This window comes from Pseudohalocynthiibacter sp. F2068 (genome assembly GCF_023015645.1).
GTDB classification, from domain to species: domain Bacteria; phylum Pseudomonadota; class Alphaproteobacteria; order Rhodobacterales; family Rhodobacteraceae; genus Pseudohalocynthiibacter; species Pseudohalocynthiibacter aestuariivivens.
Map to the genome: position 1 here is coordinate 1 of NZ_JALKAK010000003.1, position 13,794 is coordinate 13,794.

Annotated in this window: 13 protein-coding genes; 10 read left to right on the plus strand and 3 right to left on the minus strand. The window is 52.0% G+C overall.

Annotated features, from left to right (window positions below; translation table 11 throughout):
* Positions 1-755: 755 nt before the first annotated feature.
* Positions 756-2,225 (minus strand): M81 family metallopeptidase, encoded by a 1,470-nt coding sequence (locus MWU63_RS04395; RefSeq protein WP_213888165.1) that lies wholly within the window; start codon positions 2,223-2,225, stop codon positions 756-758.
* 400 nt (positions 2,226-2,625) lie between these two features.
* Here MWU63_RS04395 and MWU63_RS04400 point away from each other — a divergent pair, with 400 nt between their 5' ends.
* From MWU63_RS04400 to MWU63_RS04410, 3 genes are all read left to right on the plus strand, one after another.
* Positions 2,626-3,555, plus strand: a complete 930-nt coding sequence (locus tag MWU63_RS04400; protein ID WP_213888166.1) for a DnaJ C-terminal domain-containing protein — start codon at positions 2,626-2,628, stop codon at positions 3,553-3,555.
* Entirely contained in the window at positions 3,552-3,893 is a 342-nt protein-coding gene (locus MWU63_RS04405; RefSeq protein WP_247077063.1) for a hypothetical protein, read from the plus strand. The genes MWU63_RS04400 and MWU63_RS04405 overlap by 4 nt, the downstream gene beginning before the upstream one ends.
* 518 nt (positions 3,894-4,411) lie before the next feature.
* Positions 4,412-6,439 (plus strand): NADH:flavin oxidoreductase, encoded by a 2,028-nt coding sequence (locus tag MWU63_RS04410; RefSeq protein WP_213888168.1) that lies wholly within the window; start codon positions 4,412-4,414, stop codon positions 6,437-6,439.
* Between the two features lie 60 nt (positions 6,440-6,499).
* Here MWU63_RS04410 and MWU63_RS04415 read toward each other — a convergent pair whose 3' ends face one another.
* A complete protein-coding gene (locus MWU63_RS04415; RefSeq protein ID WP_247077065.1) occupies positions 6,500-7,384 on the minus strand; it encodes a LysR family transcriptional regulator in 885 nt (294 codons plus the stop codon).
* Between the two features lie 121 nt (positions 7,385-7,505).
* Here MWU63_RS04415 and MWU63_RS04420 point away from each other — a divergent pair, with 121 nt between their 5' ends.
* From MWU63_RS04420 to MWU63_RS04440, 5 genes are all read left to right on the plus strand, one after another.
* A complete protein-coding gene (locus MWU63_RS04420; protein ID WP_247077067.1) occupies positions 7,506-8,300 on the plus strand; it encodes a DUF1330 domain-containing protein in 795 nt (264 codons plus the stop codon).
* A gap of 205 nt (positions 8,301-8,505) precedes the next feature.
* On the plus strand, positions 8,506-8,796 hold the full coding sequence (locus tag MWU63_RS04425; protein WP_247077069.1) for a hypothetical protein: 291 nt from the start codon (positions 8,506-8,508) through the stop codon (positions 8,794-8,796).
* Between the two features lie 75 nt (positions 8,797-8,871).
* Positions 8,872-9,264 carry a hypothetical protein gene (locus MWU63_RS04430; protein ID WP_247077070.1) on the plus strand — a complete coding sequence of 131 codons (393 nt, stop codon included), beginning with the start codon at positions 8,872-8,874 and terminating at the stop codon, positions 9,262-9,264.
* A gap of 204 nt (positions 9,265-9,468) precedes the next feature.
* Positions 9,469-10,215, plus strand: coding sequence for an endonuclease/exonuclease/phosphatase family protein (locus tag MWU63_RS04435; protein WP_247077072.1), 747 nt, complete (start codon positions 9,469-9,471; stop codon positions 10,213-10,215).
* 88 nt (positions 10,216-10,303) lie between these two features.
* Complete coding sequence (locus MWU63_RS04440) at positions 10,304-11,158, plus strand: MBL fold metallo-hydrolase (RefSeq protein ID WP_247077074.1); 855 nt, start codon at positions 10,304-10,306, stop codon at positions 11,156-11,158.
* A 670-nt stretch (positions 11,159-11,828) separates the two neighbouring features.
* On the opposite strand, the gene MWU63_RS04445 is transcribed toward MWU63_RS04440, so the two are convergent.
* A complete protein-coding gene (locus MWU63_RS04445; RefSeq protein WP_213888174.1) occupies positions 11,829-12,683 on the minus strand; it encodes a LysR family transcriptional regulator in 855 nt (284 codons plus the stop codon).
* A 95-nt stretch (positions 12,684-12,778) separates the two neighbouring features.
* Here MWU63_RS04445 and MWU63_RS04450 point away from each other — a divergent pair, with 95 nt between their 5' ends.
* A complete protein-coding gene (locus MWU63_RS04450) occupies positions 12,779-13,078 on the plus strand; it encodes a hypothetical protein (protein ID WP_213888175.1) in 300 nt (99 codons plus the stop codon).
* Positions 13,079-13,083: 5 nt separating this feature from the next.
* Positions 13,084-13,749, plus strand: a complete 666-nt coding sequence (locus MWU63_RS04455; protein WP_213888176.1) for a hypothetical protein — start codon at positions 13,084-13,086, stop codon at positions 13,747-13,749.
* Positions 13,750-13,794 lie beyond the last annotated feature (45 nt).

Sequence of the window (13,794 nt, forward strand, 5' to 3'; positions counted from 1 at the left end):
AAGACCACATCACGCATTGAACATGCGCCCGCCAGTGCTTGAAACCTTATTAGAGAAAACGAAAATTACTGGTACTGAAATTGGGGGCTAGACAAGAGGTTCAAAAAGGGTCGCTCAAGAACAAACAATGAAAAATCGCTTGCGATATTCCAACGGCTGCACTCCGGACATTGCTGCCGCTCGTAACGTCAAGCCCTCAGTGAGACGTTTTTGCCTCAGCAACGGATCTATTCCTTTGGGACTATCGTGACTGAACACTCTTCATTTGTGTCGAGGCCAGCCCCTCGGCACTGCGGCTCGGTCAAGTTAAAGAAGAATACGTCCGACCCCTTGCCCCAAGGTCGGATATTCCTCTCAAACGGCTCTGATCCGTTCAGCATCACATTGGCAAGAAAAGCTCCTGTATGTTCTTGCAAGTGTTCTGGCCCCACAACGATATAGCGGGGCAGATTGGCCTGTTTGCGTAGAATTCTGGCTGAGAATGTTATCTTGCCTTGAGCCACGTATTCAACCCCCGTTTTGGTCTGCATATCTGCGTTAGCCTTCATAATGCTTACTTGCTAAGGCGCAGTCAATTGACCGGTCATGGGCTCGGAGATACCGTTCGGCGCTGACTTTTGCGTCCTTGCCCGCAAATAGATTCTTGTGCGCCTTTAACGCCTCTTTTGCGAATACCATCAAGGCTTTGACGCAGGCGGACTGCACAGGCTGGGTCGAAAACGGGCGACCTGGAGTGGATTAGGCCGGTGGGCGCTTCAAACCAATGGGAATGTAGGGCGCGGGACGTTTTTGTAGTCCAAGGACGCGTAATTCAGCGTGCAGAGAGCGCCACTATCGCAGACGATAATACGCCCGGCAATCGGGGTGAATGCAGCGCGGAAATGCTGCATGGATTTTAGTGCGACGACGGACTTCGATGCGGGATCGATTCCAAAGGTTTCAAATTGTCGCAAATCCAGCATCTGGTGCGCGATACTGACGATCAGAATATCGATCCCCGCGACGTTAAGGACGGCTGTGAGTCCAAAGCTACGCTCTAACCCACCCAGGATCGGACCGTTGCCGACAACGTGGCCATCTCCGGTCCATTTAACGGTGCCGGTCACGCTGAGTGGACCACCTCCATAGGTCGGCGCCGTCGCGCCACCGATGGAAATCGTGATCTCAGAACCTACCGCCAAGCCTTGAAGGGCCATTGCTGCCTTTGCGTCGATCAGCGGACCGAAACAGGCCTTTGTCACGCCGGCATCAAGCAAGGCTGCCAAAAGGTTCGTAGCATCGCCGTAAGCCCCGGACCCGGGATTATCGGCATAGTCGGCAATGATAAGCGGACCTGTTTCGCCGTTCCAGTTCACAGCAACGTCAGCGGCCTCAGAAACTGTCAGGTAGCTATTCAAAGATTCGTGCCGTCTTTCCCAGATGTCATCGGCCAATTCCTCGGCGATAGTCTGATGTGCGGCGAAATCCCCCTCGCAGGTGATCAGGACGGTCGGGCCTACCTCGGCAATATCGGCGCAGGGGAATGCGCCATTGATGCTGATCGCAAAAACGCTTTTGCGCGTCTCATAGGCGCGGGCAAGGGCGTGGCGGCCAATCATTGGCCCCAGGTCGGTGCGCCCGCCACTGGCCTCTTCCAGCATCGGGCGGTGCGCGCGCAGGGTCCTGGGCCGAATATCTCCCGTCATCGCGCGCTGCAACAACTCGGCCGCGCGGCGTCCGGTGGTGCGGATATCGACATGTGGGTATGTGGTGAAAGATACGAGGATTTGCGCCAGGTCGCACATCGCCGTGGTGACATTGGCATGCGGGTCTAGCGTAACTGCGATGGGTAGGTCTGGACCGATAACAGCCCGCAAACGACGTAATATCTCGCCTTCACCATCCTCGCAGAAATCGGTGACCATTGCGCCGTGCAATATCAGGAACACGCCATCCCACTGTGCGTCAGCGGCGGCGATCAGGGGCGCAGTCAATGTATCGAAGGCCTCGCGTGTCACAGGGCCGCCCGGGCCTGCAGCGGCACTCAGGACATGGGTGATCTCCCAGTCATAATCGCGCCCCGTATCCAGCAATCCGGCCAGTTCGGTATTCTTGTCGCCACGCATCGTGATCGCCTGATCACCCTCCATAAAGTAACGGTTGCGAAAGCTTTGCACTGTCGTTGGATGGATATTGAACGTGTTGGTTTCATGCGAAATTTCGGCGCTAAGGACTTTGAAGCTCAAGTAAGTGACCCTTCAGATCGGATGGCGACAAGTGTCACTAAAGTCGCCACGGGCCAACAACGCTGGCGTTTCAGACATGCATAGGGACGTAGCACGCGCGCATCTGTCGGTAAAGGCGTACCCTGACTGCAGATCGGGTAGGCTTGGCGGAGTTGCCAGACCAATCGAACCAGCCTCGGCCAGATCGGTTCGAACTCAGTGCCATTGCTGGTTCGTCGGTCTCTTAGGTCGCTTCCTCATAGGTCGGTTCGAGACGAATTGTCAGCCATCAAATGACTTGCATCAAGGAGTTAGGCTAGGAGCTACTATTAGTATAACTTGATTGCCTATGCTTTCGGGCGAGGCATCTTGTACTATAGCTCGTCTCTGCTTGCGGAGTTTCAAAAACTGAGAGGTCCCGATGAGCGACGACCCATATGCGGCCCTTGGCCTGAAAAAATCAGCCACTGCTGAGGATATCAAGAAGGCCTATCGAAAGATCGCCCGGACAAGTCATCCCGACTTGAATCCCGACGATCCCAAGGCCGAGGCCAAGTTCAAGGCAGCGTCACACGCCTATGATCTGCTAAAAGACCCCGAGACCCGCGCCCGGTTTGACCGTGGCGAGATTGACGCAAGCGGGGCCGAGCAACAGGAGCGAAGATTCTACAAGGAATATGCCGAAGCACCGGGCAATCCATATCGCTCTGGCCAGCGGTTTGAAGACTTTGGCGAGGCTTCCGACATATTCGCAGAGTTTATGCGCCAGAAGGGGTACAGAGACCGCCAGGAATCTGGGCAGCGCTTCAATGTTCGGGGACAGGACCAACGCTACGCGCTCGAGATACCTTTTCTCGAAGCGGTCAACGGTGGGACGACACGGATCACGATGCCAAACGGCTCTGCCCTCCAAGTCAAAATTCCCAAAGGAAGCGACGACGGCCAGACGATCCGGCTGCGGGGTAAGGGAGAGCCAGGATATGGTGAAGGTCCGCCTGGTGACGCGCTGATCACTCTGTCCGTGCGCCCGCATTCCCTGTTTCGCCGGGAGGGTAATGATATTTTGATAACACTGCCTGTCACGCTTGATGAGGCCATTTTGGGCGCACAAGTCGAAACACCGACGATTGATGGGAGTGTCAAGCTGTCAATCCCGAAAGGAGCCAGCAGCGGTCAGATACTGCGTCTACGCGGCCGTGGCGTCAAATCCATCGGTACCAAATCGCGCGGCGATCAGAAAGTTGAACTGCGTATCGTCGCACCGCCCGAAATTGATGACGCGCTGGCCGAATTCATGGAAAACTGGCGCAAGACCAACGCTTATGATCCGCGCAAGGGGATGAAGATATGATCGACCTCTATTCCGAAGAAGACGCCATCGCCACTGTTGCGCGCCTAACCCACACGCAGTTGCTTTCTTTCGTCAAAGCCCGGATTGTGACACCAATGCAATCCGAAAGCGGCCCGGTTTATCGCCAGATAGACCTCGTGAGGATGGAGCTGCTCTGTGAATTGTCCGAGCAATTTGAACTTGATGACGACGCGCTTGGGGTTGTCATCTCGCTGATTGACCAGCTTCATGGGGTTCGGGCCGAACTACGAGCCTTTGTTGATGCGATTGCGAGCGAGCCAGCCGACGTGCGTGAAAGGATCAGCGAGGCTGTGCGGGCGACACGATCTACCGGATAGGTCAAATGGGGGCTCAAAACGGCCATGTGCAGCTTTACGTTCGTGGTGGCATAACTCGACGCTGATATCCGGCACTAAGCGCGCTCCAAATCGGTGGCTTGCCTCAATGCTTCCGAATTGATCGGCTTATGCACTGCCTTCATCAGTAAACCGATAAGACTGATTGCAGTGACGAAAACTTTGCCCGAACCCGCCCTCCTAAGCATCCTTAGCTCAGCTGGATAGAGCGCCGCCCTTCGAAGTTGGAGAGGATGACTTACATTAAAAACATAATACATTGAATTTTAACATTGAATTTCGTCGCAAAACTTTAAAGAGAGCCGTTTTCAAGAGTTGCGGCTCAATAGACCCACTCCCCAAATTCGAACTTAAAGCCATCGGCCGAAAATCTGGGAACGCATCTCAAACACTTGTGTCGGTCTTTGTGGTGGATGGTCGCAAATCTGCAAACTTAAAATACAAAACTCAGTTTATGTTGCAAGCGACTGAATGCAGAGCTTATCATACGGAGCAGCACTATGGATCCACTCCTCCAACCCTTCCAGATCAAGCATCTGACGCTGCGCAATCGTATCATTAGCACAGCACATGCACCGTCTTATCAAGAAGGCGGGCATCCGCGCGAAAGGTATCGCCTTTATCACGAAGAAAAAGCGAAGGGAGGCATTGGGCTGACAATCATTGGGGGCTCCACCAATATCGCACCTGACAGCCCTTCGGTGTTTGGCCAACTTTATGCGGGCGATGACAGTATCATCCCGTGGTTCAGGGAACTGACGGATGGGGTGCGGTCGCATGGCGCGGCTGTGATGTGTCAGATCACCCACATGGGGCGACGCACTGCGTGGGACGATGGGCATTGGCTGCCGGTCGCAGGGCCTTCGGGCGTGCGGGAACGGGCGCATCGATCCTTTCCCAAGGTGATGGAACCCGAAGACATCACCCGGATCATCGCGGACTTTTCGGATGCGGCAAAGCGGTGCCAGGATGGTGGCTTTGACGGGATCGAGTTGCTGTCGCATTCGCATCTTTTAGGGCAGTTTTTGTCCCCCTTGGTGAACAACAGGGACGACGATTATGGCGGTTCCTTAGACAACCGGATGCGACTGACATTACAGGTCATCGAGGCGGTGCGCGATGCCGTTGGCTCCGATTTTATCTTGGGTATGCGCGTGACAGGGGATGAACTGGCAAAGGGCGGTTTGGAGGCGGAAGAATGTGTTGAAATTGCACAGAAGATCGAGGCCACAGGTGCCGTCGACTTTCTGAATGTTCTGGCCGGTGCACCTTACGATGATCTAGGACTGGCAGGCTGGGTCGCCCCAATGGGGATGCCCGCTGCACCACATTTGACTATCGCCGGTCGCATCCGCAGTGTTGTTGATCTGCCGATCTTCCATGCTGGCGGTGTTGCCGATATAGCAACGGCCCGTCACGCGGTCGCGAATGGGCTCGTTGATCTGATCGGTATGACGCGTGCACATTTGGCGGATCCTTATCTGGCACAAAAGCTAAGCCGCGGGGACGAAGAGCGTATTCGCCCCTGTGTCGGCCTTGGCTATTGTGTGGACCGTGTCAATCAGGGCAAGGCGGCTGTGTGCGGCCACAATGCGGCGACGGGGCGCGAAGCAAAGATGCCTCATATAATTCAAAAGGCACCAGAAGCACGCAAGGTTGTAATTGTTGGCGGTGGGCCCGGTGGGTTGGAGGCTGCGCGCATCTGTGCCGAACGGGGCCACAACGTAGTGCTGTTTGAGGCCAGTGACCGCTTGGGTGGGCAGATCAACCTTGCGGCTAAAGGTATGACCCGTCGTCAGATTTGGGGAACTGCCGACTGGCTAATCAATGAGGTGACGTATCTGGGTGTCGTTCAGCGCCTGAACTACTATGCAGAACCGGATGATATCACAGCTGAAAATCCCGACGTTGTCATTATCGCTACGGGCGGTTGGCCGGAAGCGTTGGATGTTCCCGGCAATCATCTAACGACCTCTAGCTGGGATGTATTGAGCGGTGAGTCGCGCCTAAACGGAGATATCTTGTTGTTCGACGAGGTCGGTGAGCAATCGGCGCTGGTCTGCGCCGACGTCATGGCCCGCGCCAACTGCTCGGTTGTTCTTGTCACACCGGATCGTATGGTCGCCCATGAATTGGGGCCGACAAACTCAGCAGTCGTTTTGCGTGATCTCGCGAAGCAAGGCGTGGCGTTCGAGTGTTTTTTCGACCTTGTTTCTGTCGAGATGGATGGCAACCGCAAACACGTGACATTACGCCATGTGCTAACCGGTGAAACCATCAATCGTGTTGTCGATCATGTTGTCGTGGAACATGGGGTTACGCCAATGGACGAGCTTTATCATGCACTGAAGCCAGGTGCGCGCAACAACGGGCAATTGGATTACACAGCGATGATCGCGGGAACGATTCCTTTTACCAATACCAACCCGGCCGGATCCTATGATTTGGCGCGTCTGGGCGACGCGGTCTCGAGCCGCAACATACATGCAGCAGTGTATGATGCGCTTCGAATCTGCAAGGATATCTGAGCGAATTGGTCACTTTAGTAAGGTTTATCGACACCTTATTTTGAAAGACTAGAGCGGCATTCAAAAAACAGCTTTACCTTGTAACAGGTCTCGGTGTTTCTCAAATGCCAAAGCGATGTGGTTCATGAAAGTACGCACACGGGCGTTTGACATCATATCACGGTGCACCAAAACCCAAATCCAATCGTTTGGTTCAGCTTCGGCTGTGGGAATACGGCGGATACCGGGGGCGACATCGCCGATGAAGCAAGGCAGGGATGCAATACCCATGTGATCTTGTATGGCGGTTAGCTGCAGGACGTCAGAATACATATTTCCGCGCACGGGGATGGATGGAAATTTCTTCTTTTGCGGCCATTTTAAATGGTTTTCGGCGTCCCCCCAGCCCAGCCAATGGCAATCAAGTGGCTCGTTTACGGGATTGTGGCTTTTTAGATATTGATGGCTGGCATAGGCTGACCGGTAAATCTGAATAACGCGTTTACCGGCCAAAGAATGCGGGGGGTTATCAACATGGCGTATGGCGATATCGGCGTCTCGCGCGGCAAGATCCCTAACGCGGTAGGTCATGTTTATGTCAAGGTTAACATCGGGGTAAAGTTGCATGAATTCATGGATTGCAGGCATAAGCAGATGGGTCGCAAAGCCGATAGGCAGGGTTATGCGGATGTCCCCCTCTAGGCGCGCGTCTTTGCCTGTCAGGTCCAGTTCTATATCATTGAATTCGTCGTAGATGATATCTGCCGAACGGGTCAGGCGTTGCCCTGCCTCGGTCAGACGATAGCCACTTGGCAGGCGGTTGAACAGTTTTGTTCCCAGATCGTTTTCCAGCATCTTTAATCGTCTGGCGCAAGACGTGTGATGCATATCGAGTTTGTCTGCAGCTTTCTTCAAGCCGCCGGTTTTAACGACTGCACGAAATATTTTCAGATCATCCCAGTTCATTGATGTGTCTCGTTCAAGGGTCGCATATTTGCGCCGTATAAATGTGATTTTGCGAACTGTGCAGTAAAATTGCATTCACGTACAAGCCTGCCATCCAAATGCTCAACCGAAAGAAAAAGAAATGACACGTAAAATATCGACCATCGGCAAGATGATACCAAAGCTGTCTTTTACGCGGCTTGCGGGGGTACTTAGTGCCGCTATTATTGCGTTAACCCTTGTAACAACACCAGTTTCAGCTCAATCACGCGAAGCCACGGTTCTGTTAAAGGCTGACACTGTGATCGAGGTTTCTTACGGCTCAATCGAAGGTGGTAAAGAAATGCAGTTAATGGGGGATTACCTGCCGAAGATTATGCCGATTGTAGAATCGTACGGTGGCAAAATGCTGGGCAACTTTCAGGTAACAGCCGTTACCGGCGGGGAAATAACACCACAGATGGTTGCTATCTTTGAATGGCCCAGCTTGGAAGCTCGCAATGAAATGCACGCGGACGAGGCAGCCAAAGAACTGTTCCCGCTGCGTGAAGACGCGATGACATTTTTCAAGCAGGCGTTTTATACGGTTGACGAAGATACGCCACTGACATTCCATGAAGATAAAACATATGAGTTTTTCACAGCGTGGTTAACCTTTGCTGCCAAAGCGTCATTGCCAGCGTACTTCGTAATGTCGGATGCGCCCAAACAAAATTATGGCCCACCACGCTTTATCGCCACACTGAAGCCGTTGGAAGATGGGCCAAACGGTAGCTATGTTCTGAACCCGGATATGGCTGGCATTGTTGAGTGGAACAATACTGCTACTTACTACGGTCTAGTCAATGATCCCGGCTTTAAGCTGGCCGCACCTTTGTTGTCTGCATCTGTGTCCCGCTTGGATATGGTGCATACAAGGTTCGCGTTTCCGCAATAAGGGACGCAAACCATTTTTTTAATGTAGTAACAGCCATCACCCGACGTAGAACGGGTGGTGGTATTTTTGGCTCGGGTACATGGCCATCGCATCCGCCAGAAATCGAGCACAAAATGACCCTAAAATTTTAACTGGACAACAATTCAAAACACGCTTCCATAGTGCAGAAAGAAACGTTCACGGTCTTACTTGAAAGGGGGGGGGCATGTTTCCGATTATCGCGCTTTGGTCACACCCGCGGTCCATGTCGACGGCGATGGAGCGTATCATGCGTGAACGCGGCGATATGCAGTGTTTTCACGAACCTTTCATGTATGACTACTACGTCAATCATAACAATCGCATGATGCCGCATTTCGACATCAATGAGGACCATCCCGTTACCTATCAGGACGTCCGCGACATGCTGCTGGAACAGGCCGCCAAAAGCCCGGTCTTTTTAAAGGACATGAGCTACTATGTCTTTCCACATATTCTTTCAGACAAAGAGTTTTGAAAACACCTGACCAATTGTTTTCTGATCCGCGATCCAATTGCGTCCATTCAATCATACTTCAAGATCGACCCCGGCATGTTATGCGAAGAAATCGGGCTGGAAGCACAATGGCGCCACTTCGACGCCCTGTGCGAGGAGACCGGAGATGCACCGGTCGTCATGAACGCCGAGGACATCAGGCGCAATGTCAAAGATTATGTCAGAGCGTTTTGGGACGCGATTGGTTTAAGCGACATTCCCGAAGCTTTTGAATGGGGCACAAAACCACCGGAAGACTGGCAACAGGTCGGCGCATGGCACGGCGATGTGACGACATCACGATCTATTCGCCCGCTGGACAAGGACGAGAATGAAACGAAGAAGAAAACTTTTGCCGAATTGGCCCAAAAGGCACCTGATATGCAGCGCTATCTGGAACACCACCAGCCGTTTTACGACCGCCTGATGGAACATAGGATTAGGGCATAAACCCTTCGGGTGACGTCATCAAAACCTCTATCCCTGTTAAGGTGAGTTTTCATTGCAAGAGCCGTTCGAACGATTAAAACTGCCGGAAAGACCAAGAACACGCCATGCACCAGATTGTCGATTTAGGGAAATACCCGCTTGATCACCTAGGGATGAACGAAAACAACAAACAAATTTAAACACAAAGTCTAAGCCGTGAAAGTCATGACTTATAACATCCTCTGTGGCGGGCTTGCGAAGGTAAACGGTGAGGAGCGCCTCAACAGCATTCTGGAAACCGTCCAGGATTGCGCCCCAGACATACTCGCCCTTCAGGAAGCAAATCATTTTGAAAGCCCTGAACTTGCTAAAAGATTTTCCAAGGCACTTTTACTACCCTACTATGCCTTGGCTGAGGCTGCCATTTACGAAGACGGTGAGCGTTACAATGTCATCGTCTTTTCACGCTACCCAATCAGCAAGGTCTACCGGTTCCCGGATTGTCAGTTTCAATCTGCGGCAATCTCTGTGATGCTGGAAACACCCGTTGGAAAGATTTCGATCTGCAATGCGCATCTGCATGCCTTTTCAGAAACACACCGTGTTAAAGAACTTGGATGCATTCTGGCATACCAATGCGGATTTCAGGATCAACTTTTTGTCGGCGATATGAATGCTATCAGCCGAAGTGACACTTACGCGGATGATGCGACAGAGTTTGAATTGCACTACGAGGTGACAGACATGCTGAACCGCGAGTTTACGGATGTCTTTGCGGCTACGTCCGGACCAGATCAGTGGACACACCCAAGCCGTATTAAGGCAGATCACACCCGCAAGGTTTTTCGGCGGATCGACTATGTTTTTGCCTCGCCCAGCCTAAGTCGGCGCGTTGTTCGGGCGAAGGTAATCACCTCTGAAAAAGCCCACCGCGCATCAGATCATTTTCCTTTGATTGTCGAATTCGAATAAACGTGCTTTCCTGACAGCTGGCTTATTCCGACCAAGCTACAAAACGGATATCAATACCAGGAACAATACCAGAGGGCGGGTCGTAGAAATGGACGCAAGCGTAACTTTGATGGGCGTGAAAGGCGGACCGGCAATCCGCCCAGGCTCAAACATGCCAACATCAATATTGTTGCGAATGGGGGGCAAGACCATTCTGGTTGATGCCGGACTTGGCGTCACAAGGGGCATTTGCGATCAGGGCGTTACGCTTACCGACATTGATATGATCTTCATAACGCATCTTCATTCAGACCATTACCTTGAACTTGGTCCGTTTTTTCATACGGCCTGGGTTGCGGGGCTGGCACGAAAAATCCCGGTAATAGCGCCAGCCGGTTTGGCGGAATATTGGCACGGTTTCCTGAGCTCCATGCAGTTTGATATTGATTTGCGCATCACGGACGAGGGGCGATGCGACCTTGAAAGCCTTGCAAAGCTTCAAACGCTCAAGGAAGGCGTCATCCACAGTCATGACGGGCTAAAGGTAACTGCAATGCGAAATATCCACCCGCCTATTGCAGAGAGCTATGCCTTACGTTTTGAAGCATCTGGCAAAAGCGTTGTTCTTTCGGGGGACACAGCGTTCATGGACGGCATGATCGAATTTGCCGACTGCGCAGATCTGCTGGTGCACGAGGCAATGCTCCTGCCCGGTGTCGAAGCCCTTTGTGCGCGTATGACGAATGGTGACGAACGCCTGCGAGCGCATATCCTGCGCAGTCACACAAGTGCCGAGGACGTTGGCCGTATTGCCCGAAACGCGCGTGTTAAGCATTTGGCCCTGAACCATTTTGTGCCGGACGGCGACCCCGATTTTAAGGAGTCTCATTGGGAAAACGCCGTGCGCGAAAACTGGGATGGCCCACTTACGCTTGGCAAAGACAGCATCACTCTCGTTTTGTAACAGAGGCAAGAACACTCGGTCGCCGCCGCGTTCTCACTACCTTTTGCGTTAGCAGTTTCTGTCATCATTTACATTCTACTAGGAGCCGACGCGCTAAGAGACTCGCTGAGTGACGTTGCCAACTTTTCATAAGCACCGATATCCCGGCACAGCAGCGCCACACCAGCAGCGTTCTGACCCCTCACCTCTGAACCCGGCACTTAGCCCGCTCCAATTCGGTGTTTTAACCCACGGCTTGCGAATTGATCGGCTTATGCATTACCTACATCAGTGAAGCCACAAACTGATTGCAGTGACGAAAACTTTGCCCTAAACCGCCCGCCTAGGCACCCGTAGCTCAGCTGGATAGAGCGCTGCCCTCCGAAGTTGGAGACGATGTCTTGCTTTCAAAATCTAGTTGTCTGAATTATTTAGATAATTTCGATGCGAAGCCACGAACAGAGTTGTATTTAAGAATTGAGGCTCAATAAAGCCACTCCCTAAATTCCTGCTCGAAACTATAGACCGAGAATGAGGAGACGCGCACCGCCTACTTTATAATACCTTGGTCTGAATTACACCAACTACAAGCATTCGCGACACATTCACCCGACTGCGGGTGTGCGAACAATGCGACCGTGGTTTTCTTCGAACTGACACAAAAGATCATCAGCAACACGCCATATCCGAATTAAACAGGTATCGTGCCCTCAATAACATTCCGGATTTGTGAAAAGGAACTGTAGAGATGCTCTATCAATGCACGAACCCGCGGGTTATGGCGAAGGTCTTGGTGGGTAAGAACCCATATCTGCAGATCGGCAATCAAGTCGAATTCTAGCAGGCGCCGTAAATCAGGGTCCTTTTCTCCTATAAAACATGGAAGCAGTCCAATCCCCTGACCGTGCCGCAACACGCTTGCGACGACAGATAAAGAGGGTGACAGAAAAGCGGGCCTAGCCGGAATATACGGCGCCAGTGTTGGTGCATAATCCAACGCAATCCACCGATCAAGAGAGGGACGGTTATCAAGATAAGACTGCGATGCGTATACAGCCAAGGGGCTTTCTGCAACTTTTCGACCGTAGGTATATTCAGGGGGGCTTTGAGTAAGGCGGATGACCACATCTGCTTCGCGGCGATTAAGGTTACTTAATTCCGCTGTCGTTATTAGCTCCAGTTTGATCATCGGGTGTTGTGTCATGAATTCGTCAATGTGATCATGCAAGGCAAACGTGTATAAATCCTCCAGCAATGACAGACGAAGGGGTCCGGCCAAACTGCCCCCCTGAGCAAACGAGAGCCGGTCTATCGCTGAGGTGTTATCAGCGACGGCATCAGCAAATGTCTGAATTTTGCGGCCAAATTCGGTCAGCTTGAAACCGTCTCTACCGCGCTCAAACAATGTGTTCCCGAGTTCTTCTTCTAGCGTGCGAACACGGCGCGAAACGGTGGCATGCGTTGTTTGTAAATCTGCTGCTGCTGCGCGGATGGAGCGAGCGCCAACCAAAGCACGAAAAAAGCGTAAATCATCCCAATTTTTCACGGATTAAAAACTATCCATTCTGTCTCACATTTGGACAATACCTATTCCATCGAAGACGACATATCAATCGTCCACCACGCCGAAAAGGAAACGATATGAATTATGAAGTGACTCTCGAAAGCGCCGATATCCGTGATACGATGGACGGGGAAATGCGGTTTGGGCTTTTACATAACAACAGCAAAGTTGCAGAAGTGTCTTACCATTGGGATGCCACGCATTTTACTGCTACATTTCACGGCCATGCCCCAAGCCTGCCGGAGCCAGCACATCCGACTGTGTTTATTCAACAGCCTATTGCAGCGATCCAAATGCTGAAAACCGAGCCAAATGTTCTGCCGACCGACGTCTTCAATAGCCATCGTGTGTTCATTAGTGGCGAGTCAAAAGGATAAATAATATGACTTATCTGAAGCCTATAGTCGTTTCCGGTATCATCCTGTTGTCGGCATCTACGGTTGAAGCTGCACCAATAGGTGTCGTCAGTTTGCTTAAAGACGGCGACACATTGGAAATGTCAGCAATCGAAAACCTCAAATGTTCTCTTGAGCGAGAAGGGAACATCATGATGCAGCAAGGCAATCTGGATTTGGAGTTACCCAACCGCTTCGCCATTTTATCGTGCGAGCAGCCCATATTGCAAATCAGCGGTAGCAGAGCACAACTGGCCGACCTGTATCCCGGAGCGCAAGAGATTGCCGTTTTCGAAGGCCGTTTGGTTTGGAATCCAGAGGACGACGCAAGTTCTTCAGTTGCTGACAGGCAATACATTCTGAAGCTTAGCCACTATAACAACACCGACCCGGATCAGCGGTATGGAGATCAGGTAGCGCTTAGCGCAGCCGGCTCAACCCGAGAAGATCACTGGGCAACAGAAGGGTTTTTAAGCGTCCACAGCGCGAGAGGAATTCCAACACCCGATGAAATTGTTGTTATCCACTATGACTCGCCGGAAGCAGGTGACAGGTTTCGTGACACCAATCAGGATATTCTCGAGCAGGTCGGTGCATTCAACAGGGCTCACCTTACTGAATTCACCTACTTGATAGGTTCGGCGAACCGGTGAAATGACAACGTTGTTAGCCAATATGGAATTTCGACCAACAATAAA

What these genes read in the sequence shown, in the direction of transcription:
- MWU63_RS04415 (WP_247077065.1), bottom strand. Translation starts at nt 7,384, where the DNA reads ATGAACTGGGATGATCTGAAAATATTTCGTGCAGTCGTTAAAACCGGC.
- MWU63_RS04405 (WP_247077063.1), top strand. Translation starts at nt 3,552, where the DNA reads ATGATCGACCTCTATTCCGAAGAAGACGCCATCGCCACTGTTGCGCGC.
- MWU63_RS04455 (WP_213888176.1), top strand. Translation starts at nt 13,084, where the DNA reads ATGACTTATCTGAAGCCTATAGTCGTTTCCGGTATCATCCTGTTGTCG.
- MWU63_RS04420 (WP_247077067.1), top strand. Translation starts at nt 7,506, where the DNA reads ATGACACGTAAAATATCGACCATCGGCAAGATGATACCAAAGCTGTCT.
- MWU63_RS04410 (WP_213888168.1), top strand. Translation starts at nt 4,412, where the DNA reads ATGGATCCACTCCTCCAACCCTTCCAGATCAAGCATCTGACGCTGCGC.
- MWU63_RS04400 (WP_213888166.1), top strand. Translation starts at nt 2,626, where the DNA reads ATGAGCGACGACCCATATGCGGCCCTTGGCCTGAAAAAATCAGCCACT.
- MWU63_RS04435 (WP_247077072.1), top strand. Translation starts at nt 9,469, where the DNA reads ATGACTTATAACATCCTCTGTGGCGGGCTTGCGAAGGTAAACGGTGAG.
- MWU63_RS04430 (WP_247077070.1), top strand. Translation starts at nt 8,872, where the DNA reads ATGTTATGCGAAGAAATCGGGCTGGAAGCACAATGGCGCCACTTCGAC.
- MWU63_RS04440 (WP_247077074.1), top strand. Translation starts at nt 10,304, where the DNA reads ATGGACGCAAGCGTAACTTTGATGGGCGTGAAAGGCGGACCGGCAATC.
- MWU63_RS04450 (WP_213888175.1), top strand. Translation starts at nt 12,779, where the DNA reads ATGAATTATGAAGTGACTCTCGAAAGCGCCGATATCCGTGATACGATG.
- MWU63_RS04425 (WP_247077069.1), top strand. Translation starts at nt 8,506, where the DNA reads ATGTTTCCGATTATCGCGCTTTGGTCACACCCGCGGTCCATGTCGACG.